Origin of the sequence: Salinibacterium sp. UTAS2018 (assembly GCF_004118935.1) — a bacterium.
Lineage (GTDB): Bacteria > Actinomycetota > Actinomycetes > Actinomycetales > Microbacteriaceae > Rhodoglobus.
Map to the genome: position 1 here is coordinate 99,935 of NZ_CP035375.1, position 21,063 is coordinate 120,997.

Here is a 21,063-nt window from a genome sequence, read left to right on the forward strand (position 1 = left end):
ACGCGCGCTGGGCAACCCCCACGCCACACCTCTCGGCTAAATCAGAGACTTCGTGTGCCACACGGTCTTTGTCTCGGTCCACTGAACGACACGTTCGATGGAGGGCGCGGGAACTCCCACGACCGGGCCTGAGACGCGCTTGAGCGTATCGGCAGCCGCGATTTGAAGGTCAACCCACTCGAGCTGTTCTGCTCCGGCAAGGTCGAGACCATTGACATCTGCGTGGCTCGCAAGCCACGGAGCGATCTCGGCGGGCGACCCCGTGAGGATGTTGACGACTCCCCCGGGAACGTCACTCGTCGCGAGCACCTCAGAGAGGCTGATCGCGCTCAGCGGAGCGTTCTGGTGGGCGACTACGACGACGGTGTTACCGCTGACGAGCGCCGGAGCGATAACGCTCACGAGGCCAAGCAGCGACGACGAGTCTTGCGGAGCAACGATCGCGATAACGCCACTCGGCTCCGGCGTTGACAGGTTGAAGTACGGGCCAGAGACGGGGTTACCGTTTCCGGCTACCTGCACGTATTTGTCAGCCCAACCGGCGTACCAGACCCACGCGTCAATGGCGGTGTCGAGCTGTGCGGTCGCAGCCGATTTCGACAGGGACTCCGTAGCCATGAGCTCGTCGATGAACTGCTCGCGACGGCCCTCAAGGAGCTCCGCAATGCGGTACAGCACCTGGCCGCGGTTGTAGCCCGTGGCCCCCGACCAGCCGCTGACCGCTGCGCGGGCGGCCACTACGGCATCCCGGGCGTCCTTGCGGCTTGCCAAGGCTGCGTTCGCAAGGAACGCGCCCTTCTTGGTAGTGACTTCGTACGTGCGACCGCTTTCGCTGCGCGGGAACTTGCCACCGATGTAGAGCTTGTAGGTCTTAGGAACCGTGAGACGGGTCATTTCTTGCCACCTTTCGTGACGGCGGGCGCAGCCCATCCAGCGGATTCTAGGTACGAAGCGAGTCCATGACGGCCGCCCTCGCGGCCGTAGCCGCTCTCCTTGTAGCCACCAAACGGCGACGCAGGATCGAAGCGGTTGAACGTGTTCGCCCAAATCACGCCCGCGCGCAGCTTGTCGGCCACAGCGAGAACGCGTGAGCCCTTCTCGCTCCAGATGCCCGCCGACAGCCCGTAGGGCGTGTTGTTGGACTTGGCGATAGCTTCTGCCGGCGTGCGGAACGTGAGCACGCTCAGTACCGGCCCGAAGACCTCTTCGCGAGCGATGCGGCTCGAGGTCGACACGTTCGTGAAGATCGTTGGAGCGAACCAGAAACCGTTTTCAGGGATCGGGCAGTCCGCGGTCCAGCGCTCGGACCCTTCGGCTTCACCGATGTCGCTGAGTTCGCGGATGCGGTCGAGCTGAGCCTTGGAGTTGATCGCACCAATGTCGGTGTTCTTGTCGAGCGGGTCGCCCATGCGCAAGGTGGAGAGTCGCGCCTTGAGACGGTCGACGACCTCGTCGTGCACGTTCTCTTGAACCAGAAGGCGTGATCCTGCACAGCAGACGTGACCCTGGTTGAAGAAGATGCCGTTGACGATTCCTTCGATGGCTTGGTCCATCGGGGCGTCATCGAAGACGATGTTCGCGGCCTTACCGCCGAGCTCGAGCGTGACCTTCTTGCCCGTACCCGCGACCGATTTGGCGATCGCACGGCCAACACCGGTCGAGCCGGTGAAGGCGACCTTGTTGACATCCGGGTGGTTAACGAGCGCGTGGCCCGTGTCGCCGGCGCCGGTGACGATATTGACAACACCCTTGGGCAGGTCAGCCTGCTGCAGGATTTCGGCAAAGATCATCGCGCTCAGCGGAGTGGTCTCAGCCGGCTTGATCACAACGGTATTTCCCGCGGCGAGCGCCGGAGCGATCTTCCACGCGAGCATGAGCAGCGGGAAATTCCACGGGATTACCTGAGCGGCAACACCGAGCGACTGCGGGTTCGGTCCGAGACCGGCGTAGTCGAGCTTGTCGGCCCACCCGGCGTAGTAGAAGAACCACGCAGCGACGAGAGGCACGTCAACGTCACGGCTCTCCTTGATCGGCTTTCCGTTGTCGAGGCTCTCGGCAACAGCAAGCTCGCGGGCCCGCTCCTGCACGAGGCGAGCGATGCGGAAGAGGTACTTGCCGCGGTCGGCGCCCGAGAGCTTCGACCAGGTGCGGTCGTAGGCCTTGCGGGCTGCAGCGACGGCAGAATCCACATCGGCGCTGTTGGCGTTGGAGATCGAAGCGATCTCCTTTTCGGTTGCCGGAGAGATCGTGGTGAACGCGTCGCCGCGGCCATCCACAAACTCGCCGTCAATGAAGAGACCGTAGTGCTTCTTCAGGTGCAGAACCGAAGTTGATTCTGGGGCTGGCGCGTAGTCGAGAAAGCTTGGTGCCTTCACGCTCAGTGCTTTGTCATTCTCAGTCATGGGGTGCCTTAGTCAATCGTGACGTAGTCGGGGCCGGAGTAGTGGCCGGTGGTGAGCTTCTGACGCTGCATGAGCACGTCATTGAGGAGACTGGAGGCTCCGAAACGGAACAGGTGCGGCTGAAGCCACTCCTCGCCCACAGTTTCGGCAACAGTCACGAGGTACTTGATGGCATCTTTCGAGCTGCGGATGCCACCAGCAGGCTTCACACCGATCTTCTCGCCGGTGAGCAGGTGCCAGTCGCGCACAACCTCAAGCATGAGCAACGTGACGGGCAGGGTCGCTGCCGGCGAAACCTTACCGGTGGAGGTCTTGATGAAGTCTCCCCCGGCGAGAATTGCCAACCACGATGCTTTGCGCACGTTGTCGTACGTGTTCAGTTCGCCGGTCTCCAGGATCACCTTGAGATGAGCGTAGGTACCGTTTTCGCGGCGGCATGCCTCTTTGACAGCAACGATCTGATCGAAAACAACACCGTACTTGCCGGAGAGGAACGCGCCACGGTCGATGACCATGTCGATTTCGTCTGCTCCGTTAGCGACGGCTTCCTTGGTGTCCATGATTTTGATGGGCAGCGAGGAACGTCCGCTCGGGAACGCGGTAGCGACAGCGGCTACGTTGATTCCGCTGTCAGAACCGTTCGACCAGGATGAGCCAAGTGCCTCTGCTGCGTACGGAACCATGTCGCCATACACGCACACGGCTGCGACCTGCGGGGTGGAGGAATCCGAAGCATCAGGCAGCACGGCCTTAGCCGCGAGCGAGCGTACCTTGCCGGGGGTATCCGCACCTTCGAGCGTAGTGAGGTCGATGAGCTTGATGATGGTGTCAAGAGCCCACGCCTTTGACGTGGTCTTGATCGAGCGCGTGCCGAGCGCTGCAGCACGCTGCTCAAGCCCGACCGCGTCAACGCCCGAAAGCCCCTCGAGGTGCAGCTTGAGTGACTTCTCGGTCAGATCTGAGCCGATGAGGTTGACCGCGCGCTCAGCAGGAGCGAGCGCGATGGCCTGTTCGATTGTCATGTGGTTTCCTCCAGAAGGGCGTGAGCGGTGGCCTCATCGGTGACGATGACGGAACACAGCCCACTGGTAACGACGGCGCGCGCGACGTCATGTTTAGCGTCGCCAGCGACGACAAAAATTGCGTGCTCGGCGGCACGGAGCTCATCAAGACCGATACCGACCGTGCGCTCATCCAGAGCGGAATCGACGATCTTTCCAGCACCGTTGATGTACCGGCCAACCACGTCTCCGACGGCTCCCTTGGAGACGAGGTCATCGACATCGCTCTCGGTCAGGTAGCCGCTATCGACGTGAACCGAACTAGCCCCGGCAACTCCGGCGCTATACAGATAGGCGGATGCCGAAGCACCCAGGGCCCGAACGCTAGCCACAGCGCGGTCGCGTTCAATCGCGCGCTTGGTCTCGACCTGCTCCAGAATGGCGGGGATCGGCAGCAGCGTTGCTTGACCGTGACCCTTCTGCGCAATCGTGACAGCGGTCTGCGCAGCGGTCCCCTGCTTGCTGTTGAGACTCACGCCGCCGTTGATCTGCACGACCTGCACACCAACGGTCCAGCCAGGAGCGAGCAATCGAGCAACCTCGTCAAGAGTGCGACCCCAGCTCACACCGAGGGTACGAGGAACGGGGCGCACAGCGGCCAAGTAATCGGCAGCCGCTTGGGCCACGCGAGGGGTGACCTCATCCGCGTCGGCGGGCAGCGGAACGACGACCGCGTCCTTAAGACCGAAGCGGTCTCGCAACTGGCGTTCGATGTCCAGTCGCCGGGCACGGGGGTGAATGATTTCGATGCGCACGATGCCGGCTTCGCGAGCGCGAGTCAGCAGGCGCCCCACCTTCCAACGGGTAATACCGAGAAGAGCACCGACTTCGTCCTGAGTCTTGTTTTCTTCGTAGTAGAGCTCGGCAACGCGCACGGCCAATAGCTCGGTTGATTCATCCACTGCTGCCTCCTGACTTCAACGATAGAGTCCTGCGCACTGTGCTGCAACATATGCAGTAGGCCTTGCTCAGATGAGCAGGCGTGATGAGCGGCGAGTGCGCACATGCGCAGCCAACACCCTGAACCTGAACACCACACGAACGTGGTCCGATGGGCGCAGCACTCCCCTTGCACCCCATAAGGTGGATGCCGTGACCACCACCACATCGAATCGCTATGCCCTCGCCATTGACATTGGCGGTACCAAAGTCGAGGCTGCCCTCGTTGACCCGAACGGCGTCGTTCTCGCGACGAGCCGCTTCCGCGCCCCCACGGGCCGCGCATCGTCGAGCGACCAGCTCGCCGACAGCGTGCGCACCGTCGTGCGACAGTCAACGGCCGCACTCCCCGATGGCGCCGAACTTCTCGGAGCCGGTATCGGAAGCGCCGGCCCCATCTCGGTATCACGCGGTGAGGTATCGCCCCTTAACTTGCCGGCCTGGCGCGACTACGGCGTGCGCGCCCTCGTCGAAGCTGAGCTTCCCGGCCTCTCCGTCGCTCTGCGCGGCGACGGCAACTGCATTGCCCTTGCCGAACACTGGATCGGCGCCGCTCAGGGAGTGAAGTACTTCATGGGAATGGTTGTCTCGACCGGTGTCGGCGGCGGCCTCATCCTCGACAACCAGCTGATCGACGGCCCCACCGGCAACGGGGGCCACTTCGGTCACGTTGAAGTCGGCGGCGAGACCGCTCGCTGCGGATGCGGCGGAACCGGTTGCGTTGAGGCGGTCGCAGCAGGTCCCAAAACCGTGGAGTGGGCCCAAAGCCAGGGCTGGACTGGCACGACCGGCGAAGAATTGGCCGCAGACTATGCCGCGGGCAACGAACTGGCGATACGCGCAGTGCGTCGGTCTGCTCGCGCGGTCGGTCACGGCATCGCCTCAGCGACGGCCCTCGTCGACCTTGAGTTGGTCGCTATCGGCGGTGGCTTCTCACATGTGGCCGCCGACTACATCGACCTTGTTGCCGAAGCAATCACTGATCGCGCACCGTTCCCCTTCATCACGAAGGTGCGGGTCGTGGCGTCCGGCCTCTCTAGCGATGGCCCCCTAATTGGCGCTGCTGCTCTCGTGCACCACCCGGAACGATTGAGCGTCTCAGCCCTCGAGCCCCGCTAGGTCCCCAGAAAGGTCGGTGCTCGCCTGAGTCGGTGCTCGCCGGACCTAGTCCTCGAGCGCCGCGACCGGGATACCCAACTCGTCTTCGACAAAACTGGGGCGCGAGAGCATCACGGCGCTGATGAGCGCTAGCAAGCTGGAGCTGAGCAGGAACATCAGCGGCCACATCCAGCCGCCGCTCAGTTCGCGCACGAGCGCTACCGCAAAGGGACCGAGAGCGGCGACCGTGTAGGCGACGCTCTGCACGAACCCACTGAGCGCTGCTGATCCCTGATGGCTGCGTGTGCGCAGGTTGATGAGTACGAGGCAGAGCGGGAAGAGAATGGTTCCGAACCCGACAAAAATCACCGAGAGCCAGGTCAGCGTCGTCGGGAAGAATGCAAGCCCGAGGTAGCCGAGCACTCCGGCAAAGACACCTCCGGCGATTACGACTCCGATGTTTGAGACGCGGCTGGCCAGAATGGGGCTGAGAATGCCCAGCGGAATACCGATAAGCCCGAAGAGGGAGAGCATTGCGCCCGCCTCAACCGGACTGAAACCCGCTGACTCGATCAGGATCTCGGGCAGCCACGCGAAGAAAGAATAAAACCCAATCGAGGAGACGCCGAACGCGATGGTGATCGCCCACGCCGTGCGCGACTTCGCTACAGCCCACACTGAGATGTCGGATGCCACGGGCACGACGGTCGCATCGAGCGCAGTGTTGCGCTTGGCACGCCGCCCACGAACGGTGAGCACGAGCCACGGGATGAGAGCGGTCAACGCCAGCACGGCCCAGACGGCGACGGATGCGCGCCAGCCAGCAACCTCGGCTACCGGGGCCGCGAAGAAGGCGGGGATGGCAGCACCCAGCGAGATGAGCATGACATAACCGCCGGTCACCGTCGCCAAACGGTCCGGGAAGTACTTCTTTACGGCGGGAGGCAGCAGGACGTTGCCGACGCCCATGCCGGCTAGCGCGATGAAGCTGCCGAGGGCCAAAAGAATGTAGTTGTCGCTGACGGCGCGCAGAGCCGATCCGGCAACCATGGCGGCCGCTGAAATCAGCAGACTCGCGTCGAGACCGCGGGCGCGAGCGAGAGCTGGAGCAGCAATACCGGCGATTGCAAAGGCGATCGGAGGCAGCATCCCGAGCACGCCCAGACCCAGACCAGAGATCGGGATGTCGTTCTCAATGACGCCGATGATGGGCGAAATAGCAGCAACCGCGGTGCGCACGTTCAGTGCGACGAAGAGGATGCCGGCGAGCGCGAGAAGACGCCCCCTCCAGAGGGTGCGCGTGGGAGTAGTCATTCGCACGAGTCTACGTTGAGAAATCAGCACCCCCTACGATGGTGGGTATCGTCGGCAACCCGTGTCGGCCACACGTCTGAGGAGACAGTTATGGGAAACAGCGGATTCGACCTTGGAGACATCGGCGATGTCGTCGGCGACCTCGTCAAAGGCAAGGGCCTCGATAAGAATGCACTCGAGCCCATCTGGGAAGGCATCCAGCCGACCCTCAAGGGACTCGACACCGACACGATCCTCGAGACTGTCGCCAACTGGGCAAAAGACCTCAACCTGCCGATCGTGGGCAACGTGCCCGACGACGTTGTTGAGAACCTCAAGAACGGCGTGAAGGTTCCCCTCGACAAGCTGCTCAAGGGCTAGTCTTACGACCTATTTCTTGGGCGTTTCCTTCGCGGGGACGCCCAAGATTTCTCTCACGGCTACCTCATCAAGGCACATCTGGTCGATGAGAGCATCGACCGTCGTGTACTTGACCATCCCGCGAACGTATTCGACGAATTCGATCTCGACTCGCTTACCGTAAATATCGAAGTCTTGGTCGAGAGCGTGGGCTTCTACTTGTTTCTCAGGCACCCCGTCAAAAGTCGGGTTGTTGCCAATGGAAACGGCAGCGGCGAAGTGAACGCCGTCAACCACGAGCCACGCCGCGTAGACTCCGTCGGCGGGAATGAACCCTTCTAAGTTGCGGTCAAGGTTGGCGGTCGGATACCCGAGCTCCCGCCCTCGCTGCTGGCCAAGCACGACAACTCCCCGCACAGAATGAGCGGCAGTGAGCAGTTGCGCTGCCTCAGCCACACGACCTTCAGAGAGCAATTCACGCACAAACGTGGATGACACCCGGCGGCCCTCTTCGAGCGCAATGTCGTCGATCACGACGACCTCGAAGTCGTGCGCTTCGCCGAGTTGACGAAGCAGCGCGACGTCGCCGGCACCACGAGCGCCGAAGCGGAAATCGGCACCGACGAGAACGACTTTGGTGTTGAGCGCACCGGCGAGAATCGTCGCGACGAAGTCCTCGGCCGAGACTTCGCTGAGGGCGCGATCGAAGGTCAGCACCAGAGTGCCGTCAATCTCAGTGGTCGCTAAACGTTCAAGCTTCTGCTCCTTGCTGAGCAAGGGCTGCGGGCACGAGGCAGGGTTCAGCAGGCTCATGGGATTGCGGTCGAAAGTCACCACGATCGAGCGCAAGCCTCGTTCAGCGGCAACCTCACGCAGACGCGCGAGCACCGCGCGGTGACCGCTGTGAACGCCATCGAACTTGCCAATAGTGACGGCGACCGGACCATAAGACTCTGGCACAGCATCAATCGATTCGAAGAGATCCATCTCAGCGCCGCCCCTCAGTGATACGCACTCGATATAGCCAGATGAGGCCGAGCACGGGAAGAGCGAGCGGCACGAAAAGGTAACCCGCACCGAAAGCTGACCACACGGTATCGGCGGGGAAGAGGACGGCATCCACGAGGCTGAGCGTACCTACGGTGATGACGCCGACAAGCTCGAAAACGATCGCGACTACGGCGATCCGGTACCAGACACGGCCCGAACGAATGAGTGCGACGGTGGCCACAATATATACGAGTCCAGCTAGCGCCGAAAGGACATATGCGATCGGAGCGTCGTCAAATTTCGTCGCGATCTGAAATAGCGAACGCGCAGTAGCGCCCAAGGCCATCACAGCGTAGACGGCGATGAGCACTCGGCCAATACCCGAGGCTGTTGAAGAACGTGTGCTTGTCATCTCTCTCAACTTTAGGCGCTCTTGGCTAGGCCAATTGCACAAACCAGATCTGGCTCATGCGGTAGACCATCACGGCAACCGACAGACAGGCGACACCCAGAATCACGGTGCTCCACCGGTTGCGTTCGATGAGGCCCCACATGACGGCGGCGGGCGGAATCAGGATGGCGGACACTAAGTAGATCCAGAACTCCAAGGCGCTACCGGTAGCGACGTTTCCCAAGAACGGAGAGACGATCGCCATGACGAGTTGCACTATCAGTAGAGCTTCAACGAGAAGCGTTGCCCCCAGGGAATAGTCGTTGGGGGTCACCTTGGCAAAGCCCGCGATGACAGCGGCGGTTCCCGCCAATACCGCAATGATCACTTGGACCCACACAAACCACTCAACCATTGTTTGGGGTACCTTCCTCAGAAACGGTATCGCCCTCGAGCGCAGCAGCCTGCTGCTGCTGGAGAGGCTGCGCATCGCGCGGAAAATTGGACAGCACGTGGGCACGCCCGTCGACGATCTGGATGAGCCCCTGGAGGCGGCCGTCGGGGGCCAGAGCGGCTATAGGCGTCGCCGCCTGTGGCGCGAGTGCGATGCGTTTGCCGTCAGAGAGATCCTTCGACTGCTGAGCGTCAAGCTGCACTGTCTCGAAGAGTTGCGCGGCCACCGTCGCTGGAGCAACCAGTTGAGTCTCGAGATCGGAATCGAGCGCGCTGGCGTTCTCGACCGAGAAAGGCCCGACCTTTGTGCGGCGAAGTACCGTCAAGTGCCCGCCGACGTTGAGGGCCTCCCCCACATCACGAGCTAGTGCCCGGATGTACGTACCCGACGAGCAATCGACCAGCACGTTCAGATCGATGAACTCTCCGCGCGTAATCGTGAGCACGTCGAAAGCAGAAACGGTCACCGCACGCTCGGCGAGAACGACCTCTTCACCAGCCCGCGCCAGCGTATACGCGCGCCTGCCATCAACTTTGATGGCGCTGACCGAACTCGGCCGCTGCGAAATGGCACCGGTGAGGGCGGCAACTGCCTGCGCGATGGCATCGTCAGTGACGGCGGCGAGAGTCGCGGCATCCGCTGGTTCTGAAAGCTCGCCCTCGGCGTCGTCGGTGTTCGACGACGCTCCCAGTCGGATCGTTGCGGTGTACTGCTTATCGAGGCCGACGAGATAGGTAAGCAGCCGAGTGGCGTTGTTCGCGCCAAGTACGAGGAGGCCAGTAGCCATGGGGTCAAGGGTGCCGGCATGGCCGATCTTGCGAGTACCGATCGCCTTGCGGGCTCGCGAAACAACGCCGTGACTCGTGATGCCTTGCGGCTTATCCACGAACAAGATTCCGCTGGCAGGATTGCGCGGTGGCTTTGCCATGCCGTTCCCTTCGCCCTGGCGACCCCGGATGGGCAGCCCAACAACTTTAGCCAATTCTGGCGCACCCGACGCACGAGTGTGCCCCGCCCTACGCTGACGAGATATCTTCATCCGCTGCACTTAGACTTGCGGCTATGCGAATCGGCATTATTGGGGCAGGTGCCGTCGGCGGCGCCATTGCAGGATTACTCGCGCGCGCCGGCAATGACGTCGAAGTTACGGCACGCGGTGCACACCTCCAGGCGCTCCGAGAATCAGGACTCACTCTGACCGGAGCTTGGGGCGACAGCGTCTCGCGAGTGCGCGCCGCCACCACTCTCAGCCGCGTCAACGAGCTCGTCATTGTTGCGACGAAAGCGCACGACGCTGAGCAAGCGCTTCGCGACAACATCCGGTATGTACGAAATGTTCCCGTCGTCATTTTTCAAAACGGTCTCGACTCTCTCGATACTGCGGCGCAGGCCTCACCGCGGTCGGACATCATCGGTGCGCTCGCCACCTTCGCCTCATCATTCCTCTCCCCCGGCACCATCCACGTAACTGCCGCTGGCCCAAGCTACCTTGGCGTCGCCGGCGATAACGATGTGCCGGCCCGCTACGCCGCCGATGTGCTCAATGCCGTGATGCCCACCTTCGCCGTCCCCAACTTTCGGGGCGCCCAATGGACCAAGCTCGTTATCAACCAAGTCAATGCGTTGCCGGCGATCACCGGACTCAGCGCGCAGGAGGTCCTTGCCGACTCCCGCCTGCGCCTCATCATGACGGCCAGCATGCGGGAAACCGCGAGGGTCGCGCTTGCTCAGGGCATTTACTTCGAAACGTTGCAGGGCCTGTCCCACCGCCGTTTACGTCAGTTCGCTCGCGCACCGTTGTGGTTCGGCCAGCTCATCCCGCTCGCCATGGGCCGCCGTATGGGTCGCACCCCCAACCCGGGCTCGACCCTGCAGAGCATCCGCCGAGGCCAACCGAGCGAAGTGGATGCGCTCAACGGCGCCGTAGTGCGCGCCGCGCAGGAACGCGGCAACGAGGCCCCACTCAACGCTCTTATGGTCGAGTTGGTGCACGACGTCGAGGCGACCGGAAACTTTCTCAGCCCCGATGACACCGTGGCGCGCTGTGCCAGCGTGATGCACCAGTGACCGCTGCTGCACCGGCCGCCGACCGCTTAGAGCTCTCCCGCCAGATTCGCGAGTGGTTTGCCGAGGCCGGGCGTGACTTGCCGTGGAGGCACGACGGGTTTGGCGCCTGGGGCATCCTCGTAAGCGAGATCATGCTGCAGCAAACGCCGGTCGTGCGAGTGATTCCTCGCCTTGAGCAATGGCTCGACCGGTGGCCGACGCCCGCAGCTCTCGCGGCCTCAGCGCCCGGGGATGCTGTCCGAGCGTGGGAACGCCTCGGCTACCCCCGACGTGCCCTCAATCTGCATGCCGCCGCGACCCTGATTGCCGAGCAGCACAACAACGTGGTGCCCGACGATGTGCCGACGTTACTGGCTCTGCCTGGTATTGGCGACTACACCGCTCGGGCAGTGGCCGCCTTCGCCTACGGGCACCGGCATCCGGTCGTCGACACCAACGTGCGACGCGTGATTGCGCGAGCCGTGGATGGCGTCGGTGAGGCTGGCCCTCCGTCGACCAAGCGCGACCTCGCCGCCATGGAACTACTGCTGCCCGACGAGCGCGTAGCCGCACAGGCAACCAATGCGGCGGTCATGGAACTCGGCGCGATTGTCTGTACCGCTAAAAAGCCGCAGTGCGAGCAATGCCCGGTGCGCGATCTCTGCGCGTGGCGTGCGGCAGGGTACCCCGCCTACGAGGGCAAGAAACAGATCGTGCAGAAGAAGTTCGAAGGATCAGACCGCCAGGTGCGCGGGCTGATTCTCGCCGAACTTCGCGCGAGCGATATCCCCGTGACGCCAACCGAAATTGAACAAATCTGGGCGGATGCCGCCCAGCGCGACCGCGCCTTGGCCGGCCTGCTCAAAGACGGCCTCGCCGTTGCGGAGGACTCGGGTTACGTTCTGCCCTAATCCGTTCGCTGGGTGACGCGCCGAGAGTCTGCTCAGACCGAGCGAAATCACTTAAGCGTTACCGCTGACGTAGTGACCATCGTCGTCGTCATCATCGTCATCGTCGAAGCCGGCGGCTTCTTCTTCGGCGGCGATGTCGCGCGGCTTCACGTAGGGGTCTTCGTCCCCGGCATACTTCGCGGTCTTCTTGAGCGCCTCGACGGAGGCGTCACGCTGGTGCGCTTCGGTCAGCAGCGAATCAATGAGAGCGGCGTTTTCGGGAATTCCGTCGGGAATGAACTGGATCGACGGGGTGAGGCGTGCGGTGAGATTCTTACCGACTTCGCGACGGACAAGGCCGGTCGCTGAGGTGAGAGCGGCGGCGCTTTCGGCGCGCTCTTCATCGCTGCCGTAGACCGTGTAGAACACGGAGGCGTGCTGGAGGTCGCCGGTTACCCGAACGTCAGTGATGGTCACGAAACCTAAACGAGGATCTCTAATGCCACGCTCAAGCGTCTTGGCAACGATTACCTTGATGCGGTCCGCCATTTTCGCGGCACGAGCTGCGTCAACCATCTCTACTCCTTCTATAACTTGTGCTGCCTCGAGATTAACTGAGGCGTTGACGGCACCCAGGCCAGGAAGCTTGCGGAGCCTGCGTAGCTCCGCTTCCTGACCTGGGTACCGTCATAAGCCAACGAGATTAGACTCGCGGCTTTTCCTTCATTTCGATTGTCTCGATCTCGTCACCGATTTGGATGTCGTTGAACTTACCGAGGCCGATTCCGGCTTCGTAGTCGGTACGAACTTCTGTGACGTCATCCTTGAAACGACGCAGCGAGTCGATTGCCAGGTTGTCGCCAACGACGACACCTTCGCGAATAACTCGTGCCCGAGCGTTTCGGGTGATCGTTCCCGATCGCACGATGACACCGGCGATGTTTCCGACCTTGGAGGAACGGAAGATCTCGCGGATCTCAGCAACACCCGACTGAACTTCTTCAAATTCAGGCTTGAGCATTCCCTTGAGCGAGTTCTCAACATCTTCGAGCGCGGCGTAGATAACCGAGTAGAAGCGCACGTCAACACCTTCACGAACCGCGCGTTCGCGCGCCTTCGGGTCAGGGCGAACGTTGAATCCGATGATGATGGCGTTGTCGACCGTGGCGAGGTTGATGTCGCTCTCGGTAACAGCACCGACACCGCGGTGGATGATGCGCAGCTGAACCGAGTCATCAACATCAATCTTGAGCAGCGACTCTTCGAGGGCTTCAACAGCACCCGATACGTCACCCTTGATGATGAGGTTGAGCGATTCGACCTTGCCGTCTTCGAGGGCCTTCGTGAAGTCCTCGAGGCTGATGCGCTTGCGGCTACGAGCGAGCAGCGCGTTACGCTCTGCTGCTTCGCGCTTCTCAGCGATCTGGCGGGCCATACGGTCGTCATCGGTAACCAAGAACACGTCGCCGGCCTTGGGTACAGAGGTCAGACCGAGTACTGCAACGGGGCGCGAAGGCTCCGCATGAGTAACCGAATCGCCGTTCTCATCGAACATGGCACGAACGCGACCGTAAGCGGTACCCGCAACGATGGGGTCTCCGACTTCAAGCGTTCCCGACTGGATGAGCACGGTAGCAACCGCACCGCGACCCTTGTCGAGCTTGGCTTCAATCGCGACACCACGTGCATCCTTGTTGGGGTTTGCGCGCAGGTCGAGTCCGGCATCCGCCGTCAAGAGCACAGCATCGAGCAGCTCGGTGATACCGATGTTGTTGAGCGCCGAAACGTCCATAAACATCGTGTCTCCGCCGTATTCTTCGGCAACGAGGCCGAATTCGGTGAGCTGCTGGCGAACCTTTGCGGGGTTGGCGCCTTCTTTATCGATCTTGTTGATCGCAACAACGATCGGAACGTTAGCTGCCTGAGCGTGGTTGAGGGCTTCAACCGTCTGCGGCATGATTCCGTCGTCTGCTGCAACCACCAGGATCGCAACGTCGGTGACCTGAGCACCACGAGCACGCATAGCGGTGAACGCTTCGTGGCCCGGGGTGTCAATGAAGGTAATCGGACGTTCGATGCCGTCGTGCTCTTTGACAACCTGGTAAGCACCGATGTGCTGGGTGATGCCACCGGCTTCGCCAGCGACAACGTTGGCGTTACGGATGGAGTCGAGCAGCTTGGTCTTACCGTGGTCGACGTGACCCATGACCGTGACAACGGGAGGGCGAACGACGAGTTCATCGTCCGATTCGTCTTCCAGCTCTTGGTCGAGGTCCATGTCAAAGCCGAGAAGCAGTTCGCGATCTTCTTCTTCAGGCGAGACCATTTCGATCTTGAACCCGAGCTCTTCACCCAGAATGTCGAAGGTCGCCTCGTCGAGAGACTCGGTAGCTGTCGCCATCTGCCCCAAGTGGAACAGAACGGTAACGAGGTTTCCGGGGCTCGTGTCGATCTTGTCAGCGAAATCGGTGATGGAGGCACCACGACGAAGGCGAATTACTTCCTTGCCATTTCCGCGGGGGACGCTAACGCCACCAAGCGACGGTGCTTCTCTCAGTTCGAACTCTGCCCGCTTCGCCCGCTTCGACTTGCGCGCCTTGCTCTTGCCGCCACCACGACCGAAGGCACCTGCGGTACCGCCGCCCGGGCCGCGACCGCGACCGCCAGCTGGCGGACGGTTAGGACCAAAGTTGTTCGGAGCTCCACCGGGACGGAATCCGCCGCCAGCTGCACCGGGACGTGCACCGGCACCGGCTGCGCCGGGACCGCCCGGACGTTGACCGAAGCCACCGGGACGCTGACCCTGACCCGGTCCACCGGGACGAGGTGAGCCCGGACGCGGGGACCCAGGACGCGGAGCACCGGGACGCGGTGCGCCAGGACGAGGAGCGCCAGGACGAGGAAGTCCGGGCCGAGGTGCACCGGGACGAGGAATCGAGCCGCCTGCGCCGCCGCCTGCTGCGGGGCGACCCATTCCCTGGTTAGAGGCGAAGGGGTTGTTTCCCGGACGGGGAGTACCCGGGCGAGGAACTGCGGAGGGATTGGGAGCATCCGCTGCGCCAGAAGGCTTTGCGCCAGACTCAGCGGACGCCTTCTCAGCAGCAGCTGCCTTTTCGGCAGCAAGAGCCTGAGCTTGACGCTCTGCGACCGTCAGCGGAGCGGGAACCGCTCCCTCTTCTGGTTCGCGAGCCTGCTCGGGCTCTGGTGCCGCAGCGGGTGCTTCCTCGGCAACCGGTGCCGGGGTCGGTGCGCTGGGCATCGGGGTCTTGGGCTTAGGCGTCGCTTTCGCGGCAGCCTTGGGCGCGGCCTTCGGAGCAGCCTTGGGCTTCTCTTCTGCGGCCGGAGCCTGTGCTGCGTCAGCCTCGAGTGCAGCCTTTAGCCGTCGGGCGACGGGGGGCTCAATGCTCGAAGATGGGCCCTTAACGAATTCGCCCATTTCTTTGAGCTTCGCTAGGGCAGCCTTGCTATCGACGCCAGCTTCGGCGGCGACTTCGTGTACGCGTGGTTTTGCAGCCACTTTTCTCCTGTCTGGGTCTGCTCCCAGACAGGGGCAGACCACTAATTACGGACGGAACTCATTTCGAGCCGCTCATTAGTTGTCCATAGGTCAATCAGCCTGTTCGTTAGGGGACATCGGTTGATGTCCCGCCTCATATTCAGCTAACACTGAAAGAAGTGCTCCGGTATCTAGCGGTGGTTCAACCTTCAACGCACGCGCAAAAGCCCTGCGTTTAACCGCAGAATCAAAACACGAAGTTGTGGGATGAAGCCACGCACCGCGACCCGGAAGTGTGGCCGATTGGTCGGCCACCACCGCACCGTGAGATGCGACAACTCTCAGTAACGAGGTTCTGCTGGCGCTTGCGCGACAACCAACACACGTTCTTACTGCATCCATAATACCCCTACTCTGCAATCCCGCACTCCCCCGCGCCCGCGCACAGCGGGTAGCGAGCAAACGCCCCGGTCAGCCCCGCAGCACACTGGCGTGCGGGACCAACACGGGCGAAGGTTAATCTTCGTCGAGAATGGAGTCGGGCTGGATGTCGATGCGAGCACCCGTGAGCTTGGCAGCAAGGCGGGCGTTCTGCCCTTCCTTACCGATCGCAAGCGACAACTGGTAGTCCGGTACCAGTGCACGAACGGCCTTGGTGGCCTCGTCGATTACGTAGGAGCTCGATACCTTGGCGGGAGAGAGCGCGTTCGCAACAAACTGAGCGAGGTTCTCGGAGTAGTCGACGATATCGATCTTCTCGCTGTTGAGCTCAGCGGTGACGGCGCGAACACGCTGACCGAGTTCACCGATACACGAACCCTTAGCGTTGATGCCCGCTTCGGTGGCACGCACGGCCATCTTGGTGCGGTGCCCGGCTTCGCGAGCAACCGAGGTGATTTCTACCAAACCGCTGGCAATCTCAGGGACCTCAAGCGCGAACAACTTGCGAACGAGCGAAGGGTGCGTTCGGCTGACCGTAATCTGCGGCCCCTTGTCACCCTTATTCACGGCGGTGACGTACACCCGGATGCGCGCACCGTGAGTGTACTCCTCGGTGGGAACTTGCTCTTCGGGAGGCATGAGAGCTTCCACTGTTCCGAGATCAACGTGAATCATGCGCGGGTTGGGGCCCTGCTGAATGACGCCGGCAACAATGTCACCCTCGCGACCCTTGAATTCACCAAGGACCTTGTCGTCACCAATGTCGCGCAAACGCTGGTTGATGACCTGTTTTGCTGCGAACGCAGCAATACGTCCGAAATCACTGGGGCTGTCTTCAGCCTCGCCAATAACCGCACCCTCTTCGTCGTACTCAGGGACCCAGACACTGACGTGGCCGGTTTTGCGGTCGAGCACAACACGAGCGGTTGGCTGCACTTCTACAGCCTTACCTTCGGGAGCCTCAACGTGCTTGAGATAGGCGCTCAAAATCGCCTGCTCAATGATCAGCACCAGTTCTTCGAACGGTATCTCTCGCTCGCGCTCCATCATGCGCAGCACGCTCAAGTCGATATCCATTGAGGACCTCCGATATTCATTTAGGGGTTGTGACTCAGAACCGTCTGCGGCTCCGAACTTGCTAGTTTAGCTGGCTTATTTCGTGAGTGCGGCGACGACGTCGGCAACGGGCGTACTAGTGCGTTCGTTGGTGGCACGATCCCAGACTTCGACCATTCCGTTGGCCGCATCGCGACCAACGATCACGATCATAGGAACGCCCAGAAGCTCAGCATCGCCGAATTTCACGCCGGGCGAGACCTTGGGACGGTCGTCGAACAGCACGTCGAGGCCGGCCTGCTCGAGCGATCCGACCAAAGTTTCCGCCGTCTCGAAGACGACAGCATCCTTGCCCGCGGCGACGATATGAACGTCGAAGGGACTGATGTTTTTGGGCCAGAGCAGGCCCTTGCCATCGTTGGTGGTCTCGGCAATCGCCGCCATCAAGCGCGTGACACCGATTCCGTAGGAGCCCATCGTGACGGTGACGAGCTTGCCATTCTCGTCGAGAACCTTGAGCCCGAGAATCTCGGCGTACTTGCGGCCGAGCTGGAACACGTGACCGATCTCCATGCCGCGAGCGGTCTCAATGGGACCACTTCCGTCAGGAGCAGGATCGCCGGCGCGGACATCCGCCACTTCAACGGTGCCATCAGCGATGAAGTCGCGCCCAGCCACGAGGCCGAGAACGTGCTTCTCGTGAACGTTGGCGCCCGTGATCCACTGGGTACCATCGACCACGCGCGGGTCGAGTACAAAACGCACCCCGGTGGTCGACTTCTCGCCGATAACGGCGCCCTCGGGCGACCACGGCCCGATGTAGCCCTTGACGAAGCCGGGGTTGCCCTCGAGTTTGGCGAGTTCGGCAAAGTCCTTTTCGGTGGCGGGCTCGACCTCAGCCGGAGCGAACGCAACTTCGGCACGCTTCATGTCGACATCGCGGTCACCGGGGAGGCCAACAACGACGAGCTCGCGAGAACCATCAATCGAGGTGAGCGCCAGCACGATGTTCTTGAGCGTGTCCGCAGCCGTCCACGGGCGGTCGTCACGAGGCTGCTGCTCGTTAGCAAGCGCCACGAGAGTGTCAATAGTGGGCGTGTTGGGCGAATCGAACACGAGCGCCGCGGGCAACCCCTCGATCGGCAACGCCGCTGGCGGAGTCGTGCGGTAAGCCTCGACGTTGGCAGCATAGCCACCAGCCGAACGGACAAAGGTGTCTTCGCCAACGGGAGTCGGGTGCAGGAACTCTTCGCTCTTCGAGCCACCCATCGCTCCCGCATCCGCCGACACGACAACGTACTCGAGGCCGAGGCGGTTGAAGATGCGCTCGTACGCGTCACGGTGCTGCTGGTACGAAATGTCGAGACCGGCATCCGTGTAATCGAAGGAGTAGCTGTCCTTCATCGAGAACTCGCGACCACGCAGCAGGCCGGCACGGGGGCGGGCCTCATCGCGGTACTTGTCCTGGATTTGGTAGATCGACAGCGGCAAATCTTTGTAGCTCGAGTACAGGTCTTTCACGAGCAATGTGAAGACCTCTTCGTGCGTGGGCGCTAAGAGGTAGTCGGCGTCTTTGCGGTCTTTGAGACGGAAGATTCCGTCGCCGTACTCGGTCCACCGGCCCGTGAGCTCGTACGGTTCGCGCGGCAACAAAGCCGGGAACAACACTTCTTGAGCACCGAACGTTTCGAGTTCTTCGCGGATGACGGCCTCGATCTTGCGGCGAACCTTGAGACCAAGCGGCAACCACGCAAAAACACCGGGAGCCTGTCGACGGATGTAGCCGGCTCGCACCAATAGGCGGTGGCTGGCAACTTCAGCATCGACGGGATCTTCGCGAAGCGTGCGGACAAAGAGTTGAGAGAGACGTGTAGACACGCCTCAATGGTAGTGCGCCTACGGGGTAAGAACTTGCGGGCTACCAATTTCTCCGGCCGGCATTTCTGCGGCGATACGGTTCGCTTCTTCGATCAGCGTGGCCACGATGTCTGCTTCGGGAACCGTCTTGATGACTTCACCCTTCACAAAGATCTGGCCCTTGCCGTTACCGCTGGCAACACCAAGGTCAGCTTCGCGGGCTTCACCCGGTCCGTTGACGACGCAGCCCATCACGGCAACGCGCAGCGGAACCGTCATACCTTCGAGGCCCTCTGTGACATCGTTGGCGAGCTTGTAGACGTCGACCTGAGCGCGACCACACGAGGGGCACGACACGATTTCGAGCTTGCGCTCGCGCAGGTTGAGCGACTGCAGAATCTGCAGGCCGACCTTGATCTCTTGAACGGGAGGAGCCGAGAGCGAGACGCGAATCGTGTCGCCGATGCCCTCCGAGAGCAGGATGCCGAAGGCCGTGGCGCTCTTGATCGTTCCCTGGAACTCGGGACCTGCCTCGGTTACGCCGAGGTGCAGCGGCCAGTCGCCGCGCTCAGCGAGCATGCGGTACGCCTTGACCATGACGATGGGGTCGTTGTGCTTGACCGAAATCTTGAAGTCGTGGAAGTCGTGCTCTTCGAACAGGCTTGCCTCCCAGACAGCGCTCTCGACGAGCGCTTCCGCAGTGGCCTTGCCGTACTTCTGGAGCAAGCTCGGCTCGAGCGAACCAGCGTTGACACCAATGCGCAGGCTCGTACCCGCATCTTTGGCAGCCTTGGCAATTTCTCCGACCTTGTCGTCGAACTTGCGAATGTTTCCGGGGTTGACGCGCACGGCACCCACTCCGGCATCGATCGCCGAAAAAACGTAGCGCGGCTGAAAGTGAATGTCGGCAATAACCGGAATCTGGCTCTTCTTCGCGATGATGTGCAATACATCCGCGTCGTCTTGGTGAGGCACAGCAACGCGCACGATGTCGCAACCGGATGCCGTCAACTCTGCAATTTGCTGCAAAGTAGCGTCGATGTTGGTGGTCTGCGTTGTCGTCATGGACTGAACACTGACTTGTGATTCACTGCCAATGCCGACTGAACCGACCTTGATCTGCCGCGTCTTGCGACGGGGAGCGAGGACTTCAGGGACTTTCGGCATTCCGAGATTGATTGCTGGCACTCATCTATCCTAAAGCCGACACCTGAACATCGGCGGAACGCTAGCGCGCGCCGAGGTGAGCAGTCAGTGCAGCAACGAATTCCCGCGGCCGTTCGAGGTGGGCCGAGTGGCCGCAGTTATCCCACACCAGCTCGGTGTAGTCGCCGCCATTGGCCTTGTACCGCTCGAAGACCGCACGGGTCTGCTCGATCATCGGCTGCGGCGGGGCTACCTCGGTGCCGGGCCAGCCCGGGATGACACCAAGCTGTCCTAAGAAGTTGAGGTCGAAACCGGAGGCATCCGACACAATCGCGTCTTTCAAACCGCGCACCCAGAGAATGCGCGGCTTCGTCGGCAACTCGGTGATGGCGCTGACGTTGAAGTGGTTGGGGGTCATGGTGTTGAGCACGCCACGACCGCCGGGGCCGAAGCCGGGCCAGGCGTCGACAGCAACCGCGTCCCCCGGGTAGTTGTCCTCGCCCGTGGCGGTCGTGAGCATTGATTCGACCCAGAGATCTTCGTGTTCGGTGTGGGCTGCGGCATCCGCCACATAAGCGGTGCGGAACACCGACCGAGCGGATGTCGGCGACTCGTCGGCCGCATCGCCCGCGTTCAACTGGGCCACGAAGTCGGGGTTCGCTCCCCCGCCTCCCGTGCCCGAGCACTCGGCGTTGAGAAGCTCACCATTCGCTCCCTTCGTACCACCGAAGCCGTAGGGCGAGACGGGAGACACCAACGAGACGGTCTCAACACGGTCGGCATAATCGAGCATGAACTGCATAACGATTCCGCCGCCCAGGCTCCACCCGACGAAGTTCGCGCTCTCGATGCTCAGCGCGTCGAGCACCGAAGCGATGTCGTCGGAGAAGTCGCGAACGCCGCGCGTGGCATCCACAGGAAGAGTTTCGCTATCGCCGAAGCCTCGAAGATCGATGGCGAGCGCGCGCACACTGCTGTCGAGCGCAAGCATCGTCGGCTGCCAGAACAGCGATGACGAGACGTTGCCGTGCACGAAAACCACGGTCGAGGTGGGGTTTTCTGCCGGGCGCTCCAACACCGACGCAACAATGCGCGGTGTCGTGACGCTGTGCTGGACAATGCCGTCGAGAAGGGTAGCCATGG

The 21,063-nt window shown here is 61.8% G+C and carries 20 protein-coding genes; 4 read left to right on the plus strand and 16 right to left on the minus strand.

From position 1 onward, the window contains the following. Positions 1 to 36: 36 nt before the first annotated feature. The 4 genes from ESZ53_RS00505 to ESZ53_RS00520 are packed head-to-tail and all read right to left on the minus strand — an operon-like array spanning position 37 to position 4,365. Positions 37 to 894 carry an aldehyde dehydrogenase family protein gene (locus ESZ53_RS00505; protein ID WP_129071044.1) on the minus strand — a complete coding sequence of 286 codons (858 nt, stop codon included), beginning with the start codon at positions 892 to 894 and terminating at the stop codon, positions 37 to 39. Then, positions 891 to 2,402 carry an aldehyde dehydrogenase family protein gene (locus ESZ53_RS00510; RefSeq protein WP_129071045.1) on the minus strand — a complete coding sequence of 504 codons (1,512 nt, stop codon included), beginning with the start codon at positions 2,400 to 2,402 and terminating at the stop codon, positions 891 to 893. Before ESZ53_RS00510 ends, ESZ53_RS00505 begins: the two co-directional genes overlap by 4 nt. A gap of 8 nt (positions 2,403 to 2,410) precedes the next feature. After that, positions 2,411 to 3,424 carry a deoxyribose-phosphate aldolase gene (gene deoC, locus ESZ53_RS00515; protein WP_129071046.1) on the minus strand — a complete coding sequence of 338 codons (1,014 nt, stop codon included), beginning with the start codon at positions 3,422 to 3,424 and terminating at the stop codon, positions 2,411 to 2,413. After that, positions 3,421 to 4,365, minus strand: coding sequence for a sugar-binding transcriptional regulator (locus ESZ53_RS00520; protein ID WP_129071047.1), 945 nt, complete (start codon positions 4,363 to 4,365; stop codon positions 3,421 to 3,423). Before ESZ53_RS00520 ends, deoC begins: the two co-directional genes overlap by 4 nt. Before the next feature lie 190 nt (positions 4,366 to 4,555). Between ESZ53_RS00520 and ESZ53_RS00525 the strand changes: the two genes are divergently transcribed. Further along, complete coding sequence (locus ESZ53_RS00525; RefSeq protein ID WP_129071048.1) at positions 4,556 to 5,521, plus strand: ROK family protein; 966 nt, start codon at positions 4,556 to 4,558, stop codon at positions 5,519 to 5,521. A gap of 45 nt (positions 5,522 to 5,566) precedes the next feature. Here the strand turns inward: ESZ53_RS00525 and ESZ53_RS00530 are convergent, their stop codons facing one another. After that, on the minus strand, positions 5,567 to 6,814 hold the full coding sequence (locus ESZ53_RS00530) for a CynX/NimT family MFS transporter (protein WP_129071049.1): 1,248 nt from the start codon (positions 6,812 to 6,814) through the stop codon (positions 5,567 to 5,569). A gap of 90 nt (positions 6,815 to 6,904) precedes the next feature. Between ESZ53_RS00530 and ESZ53_RS00535 the strand changes: the two genes are divergently transcribed. Then, positions 6,905 to 7,174, plus strand: a complete 270-nt coding sequence (locus ESZ53_RS00535; protein WP_129071050.1) for a hypothetical protein — start codon at positions 6,905 to 6,907, stop codon at positions 7,172 to 7,174. A 9-nt stretch (positions 7,175 to 7,183) separates the two neighbouring features. Here the strand turns inward: ESZ53_RS00535 and ESZ53_RS00540 are convergent, their stop codons facing one another. Genes ESZ53_RS00540 through truB form a run of 4 tightly spaced genes read right to left on the minus strand, consistent with a single transcriptional unit; the run spans position 7,184 to position 9,916 of the window. Then, entirely contained in the window at positions 7,184 to 8,140 is a 957-nt protein-coding gene (locus tag ESZ53_RS00540; protein WP_129071051.1) for a bifunctional riboflavin kinase/FAD synthetase, read from the minus strand. A gap of 1 nt (position 8,141) precedes the next feature. Then, positions 8,142 to 8,555 carry a hypothetical protein gene (locus tag ESZ53_RS00545; RefSeq protein ID WP_129071052.1) on the minus strand — a complete coding sequence of 138 codons (414 nt, stop codon included), beginning with the start codon at positions 8,553 to 8,555 and terminating at the stop codon, positions 8,142 to 8,144. 25 nt (positions 8,556 to 8,580) lie between these two features. Then, positions 8,581 to 8,949: a hypothetical protein gene (locus ESZ53_RS00550; RefSeq protein WP_129071053.1), complete on the minus strand. Its 369-nt coding sequence runs from the start codon at positions 8,947 to 8,949 to the stop codon at positions 8,581 to 8,583. Further along, positions 8,942 to 9,916 (minus strand): tRNA pseudouridine(55) synthase TruB, encoded by a 975-nt coding sequence (gene truB / locus ESZ53_RS00555; protein ID WP_129071054.1) that lies wholly within the window; start codon positions 9,914 to 9,916, stop codon positions 8,942 to 8,944. Before truB ends, ESZ53_RS00550 begins: the two co-directional genes overlap by 8 nt. Positions 9,917 to 10,050: 134 nt before the next feature. On the opposite strand from truB, the gene ESZ53_RS00560 reads away from it, so the two are divergent. After that, on the plus strand, positions 10,051 to 11,055 hold the full coding sequence (locus tag ESZ53_RS00560) for a ketopantoate reductase family protein (RefSeq protein WP_129071055.1): 1,005 nt from the start codon (positions 10,051 to 10,053) through the stop codon (positions 11,053 to 11,055). Further along, entirely contained in the window at positions 11,052 to 11,945 is an 894-nt protein-coding gene (locus tag ESZ53_RS00565) for an A/G-specific adenine glycosylase (RefSeq protein WP_371683541.1), read from the plus strand. The genes ESZ53_RS00560 and ESZ53_RS00565 overlap by 4 nt, the downstream gene beginning before the upstream one ends. Positions 11,946 to 11,996: 51 nt before the next feature. On the opposite strand, the gene rbfA is transcribed toward ESZ53_RS00565, so the two are convergent. From rbfA to ESZ53_RS00600, 7 genes are all read right to left on the minus strand, one after another. Next, on the minus strand, positions 11,997 to 12,500 hold the full coding sequence (gene rbfA, locus ESZ53_RS00570) for a 30S ribosome-binding factor RbfA (protein ID WP_129071056.1): 504 nt from the start codon (positions 12,498 to 12,500) through the stop codon (positions 11,997 to 11,999). Positions 12,501 to 12,627: 127 nt separating this feature from the next. Next, positions 12,628 to 15,441: a translation initiation factor IF-2 gene (gene infB / locus ESZ53_RS00575; RefSeq protein WP_129071057.1), complete on the minus strand. Its 2,814-nt coding sequence runs from the start codon at positions 15,439 to 15,441 to the stop codon at positions 12,628 to 12,630. 90 nt (positions 15,442 to 15,531) lie between these two features. After that, on the minus strand, positions 15,532 to 15,822 hold the full coding sequence (locus ESZ53_RS00580) for a YlxR family protein (protein ID WP_129071058.1): 291 nt from the start codon (positions 15,820 to 15,822) through the stop codon (positions 15,532 to 15,534). Positions 15,823 to 15,936: 114 nt separating this feature from the next. Then, the gene (gene nusA / locus ESZ53_RS00585) at positions 15,937 to 16,938 is read right to left on the minus strand and encodes a transcription termination factor NusA (protein ID WP_129071059.1); all 1,002 of its coding nucleotides are present in this window, start codon (positions 16,936 to 16,938) and stop codon (positions 15,937 to 15,939) included. Between the two features lie 75 nt (positions 16,939 to 17,013). Next, positions 17,014 to 18,795: a proline--tRNA ligase gene (locus ESZ53_RS00590; protein WP_129071060.1), complete on the minus strand. Its 1,782-nt coding sequence runs from the start codon at positions 18,793 to 18,795 to the stop codon at positions 17,014 to 17,016. An 18-nt stretch (positions 18,796 to 18,813) separates the two neighbouring features. Beyond that, positions 18,814 to 19,962, minus strand: a complete 1,149-nt coding sequence (gene ispG, locus ESZ53_RS00595; RefSeq protein WP_210403816.1) for a flavodoxin-dependent (E)-4-hydroxy-3-methylbut-2-enyl-diphosphate synthase — start codon at positions 19,960 to 19,962, stop codon at positions 18,814 to 18,816. A 40-nt stretch (positions 19,963 to 20,002) separates the two neighbouring features. Further along, a complete protein-coding gene (locus tag ESZ53_RS00600; protein ID WP_129071061.1) occupies positions 20,003 to 21,061 on the minus strand; it encodes an alpha/beta fold hydrolase in 1,059 nt (352 codons plus the stop codon). Between the last annotated feature and the right edge of the window lie 2 nt (positions 21,062 to 21,063).

Bases quoted from the DNA above. Each gene is read 5' to 3' on its own strand.
- ESZ53_RS00535 (WP_129071050.1), top strand. From the start codon at position 6,905: ATGGGAAACAGCGGATTCGACCTTGGAGACATCGGCGATGTCGTCGGC.
- deoC (WP_129071046.1), bottom strand. From the start codon at position 3,424: ATGACAATCGAACAGGCCATCGCGCTCGCTCCTGCTGAGCGCGCGGTC.
- ESZ53_RS00550 (WP_129071053.1), bottom strand. From the start codon at position 8,949: ATGGTTGAGTGGTTTGTGTGGGTCCAAGTGATCATTGCGGTATTGGCG.
- ESZ53_RS00545 (WP_129071052.1), bottom strand. From the start codon at position 8,555: ATGACAAGCACACGTTCTTCAACAGCCTCGGGTATTGGCCGAGTGCTC.
- ESZ53_RS00530 (WP_129071049.1), bottom strand. From the start codon at position 6,814: ATGACTACTCCCACGCGCACCCTCTGGAGGGGGCGTCTTCTCGCGCTC.
- rbfA (WP_129071056.1), bottom strand. From the start codon at position 12,500: ATGGTTGACGCAGCTCGTGCCGCGAAAATGGCGGACCGCATCAAGGTA.
- nusA (WP_129071059.1), bottom strand. From the start codon at position 16,938: ATGGATATCGACTTGAGCGTGCTGCGCATGATGGAGCGCGAGCGAGAG.
- ESZ53_RS00540 (WP_129071051.1), bottom strand. From the start codon at position 8,140: ATGGATCTCTTCGAATCGATTGATGCTGTGCCAGAGTCTTATGGTCCG.
- ESZ53_RS00510 (WP_129071045.1), bottom strand. From the start codon at position 2,402: ATGACTGAGAATGACAAAGCACTGAGCGTGAAGGCACCAAGCTTTCTC.
- truB (WP_129071054.1), bottom strand. From the start codon at position 9,916: ATGGCAAAGCCACCGCGCAATCCTGCCAGCGGAATCTTGTTCGTGGAT.
- ESZ53_RS00560 (WP_129071055.1), top strand. From the start codon at position 10,051: ATGCGAATCGGCATTATTGGGGCAGGTGCCGTCGGCGGCGCCATTGCA.
- ESZ53_RS00580 (WP_129071058.1), bottom strand. From the start codon at position 15,822: ATGGATGCAGTAAGAACGTGTGTTGGTTGTCGCGCAAGCGCCAGCAGA.
- ESZ53_RS00600 (WP_129071061.1), bottom strand. From the start codon at position 21,061: ATGGCTACCCTTCTCGACGGCATTGTCCAGCACAGCGTCACGACACCG.
- ESZ53_RS00505 (WP_129071044.1), bottom strand. From the start codon at position 894: ATGACCCGTCTCACGGTTCCTAAGACCTACAAGCTCTACATCGGTGGC.